Origin of the sequence: Bradyrhizobium sp. NAS96.2 (assembly GCF_001908235.1) — a bacterium.
Taxonomy (GTDB): domain Bacteria; phylum Pseudomonadota; class Alphaproteobacteria; order Rhizobiales; family Xanthobacteraceae; genus Bradyrhizobium.
Genome location: NZ_LGHK01000430.1, coordinates 1 through 1,982, shown reverse-complemented (window position 1 = coordinate 1,982; position 1,982 = coordinate 1). Strand labels below are relative to the sequence as shown.

Genomic DNA, 1,982 nt, shown 5'->3' with positions numbered 1-1,982 from the left:
TGCCGAGTAGGCGGGGGTGTTGCCATCCCCGCCCCTCACAGACCCGGACGAGCGGATTACCCGCATCCGGTTCTTCACGCGCAAGCTTCGCTCACGAGACGGCATATTGGTGGACGATCTTGGCTGTTGGCAGCGGGTAGCGCGCGAGCATGGCTCGGAAGCGCGTCCACGGCAGATTGCTGTGGCGGCCACGCCGTGCGAGCCATTTCTTCCATATCCGCACGAGCTGGTGGTGATACCATCTGATCCGTCGGCCGTTTCCGGAGATGCCGTAGTAGGCGCAGTGCCCCCGGATCACCCGCGACAAGTGGGCGTGCTGTTCACGGAATGGACGATGCAGGTTGACCCGACACCATTCCATCACGGAAGCCAGCGCGCGAGCATAACGGTCTTTTGCCGTTGTCTGTCGGACGACATTCTTACCCTTCCTCGATTGACCCCACACATGGGTGAAGCCAAGGAAGTTAAATGTGGTCCCCGCCGTCGCAGGATGACGCCCTTCCGGGCGTTTGAACCGGAAGTCTACGAAGCGAGTCTTGGTCGGATGGAGTTGAAGCCCGTACCGACCGAGCCGCTTACCCAACACATTCAGCAATCGCTTGCCGGACAGGTGGTCCTCGAAGGCGATCACCGCGTCATCAGCGTATCGAACCAATTGGCACCGCCCCTTGAGCCGCGGTCGCGCCACCTGCTCGAACCATTCATCCAGCACATGGTGCAGATAGATGTTTGCAAGCAGTGGCGAGATCACGCCGCCTTGAGGCGTTCCACCAGTCGTGCGGCGTAGGATGCCCTTTTCGAGCACCCCCGCCTTCAGCCATTTATCAATCATCCTCCGGATGACGCCGTCCGTGACTCGCTGATCGAGGAATCGGCGCAGGTGCGTGTGATCGATGGTGTCGAAGTATTTCGAGATATCGACGTCCACCACCCAGCGCAGCCCTTGCTCCATGAACCCATTGCGCAGGGCGCGTAGGGCATCATGGGCCGATCGTCCCGGTCGGAAGCCATACGAGCACGGCAAGAAGTCCGTCTCGTAGATCGGCTCCAGGAGCAGGAGAATCGCCCGCTGCGCCACCTTGTCTTCCAGTGTCGGAATGCCGAGTGGCCGTTCGGTCCCATCCGCCTTCGGGATGTAGTGCCGTCGCACCGGCGGCGCGATGTAACGGCCGGATTTGATGCGCGCCAGGAGATCATCGAGATTGGCCTCCAGGTTCGCCTCATAGTCCGTCGCCATCATGCCGTCGACGCCGGGCGCGCCATCCTTGCGCGTCAGACGATAAGCCTCGAGCATCCATTCACGGTCGATCAGGTGATGCAACGAGGTCAGCACCCGCTCGGGATGTTGCCTCGCCAGATCGGCTATCCATTGTCGTTTCGTGGACAGGTTTGTGGGACTCAGCGTTCCCTCCCGTGTTTCTCGTCAATGGGTCTTAACGCGTGACGGCTCCCTTCCCTCCAGCGGGTCCCGGTGAGCCCAGTTCCCCGCCTTCCTCAGTACTACGAAGCCGCTACGACTTCCCGCCGCGCATGTCCGTCGGCTTATGTCTTCGCCTCGGGATTCCACATGCCTTGGTGTTTCGTGTTCGCGTACGCGCTCCCGATGCTCGCCAAGTCGGTCATCGGGCCTGGAGCTTTGTTGAGGCCGGTGCTCCGTGCCGGCTTTCCATGTGGGCACGAACGGGATCTCTCAGGTTTCCGGGTGACCCATCCCGTACCTCTGCCCTGCTCAGAGACCCCGGCCGAACCGGTAAACCTGACCATAGCGGCTTTCCGGTGCTGCCCCCGCACCCAACACGGCGAAGGCTTCAGCACGACCATGATTTCGAGGCTGCCACAGGGCTTAGATACCTGCTGTCTACGCTTCACGAGTGACGTTGCCGCCACCCATGCAAGACTCGCTTCCGGCTGGCGGGCTCCGCCTTTGCCGGGAGGGCGTCGAACCCTCTGGGTCACGTTGAAAGGTTTCAGATCACAATCTT

The 1,982-nt window shown here is 61.4% G+C and carries 1 protein-coding gene; it reads right to left on the bottom strand.

Annotated features, from left to right (window positions below; translation table 11 throughout):
* Positions 1–91 precede the first annotated feature (91 nt).
* Entirely contained in the window at positions 92–1,321 is a 1,230-nt protein-coding gene (gene ltrA, locus AC628_RS41750; protein WP_245321623.1) for a group II intron reverse transcriptase/maturase, read from the bottom strand.
* Positions 1,322–1,982 lie beyond the last annotated feature (661 nt).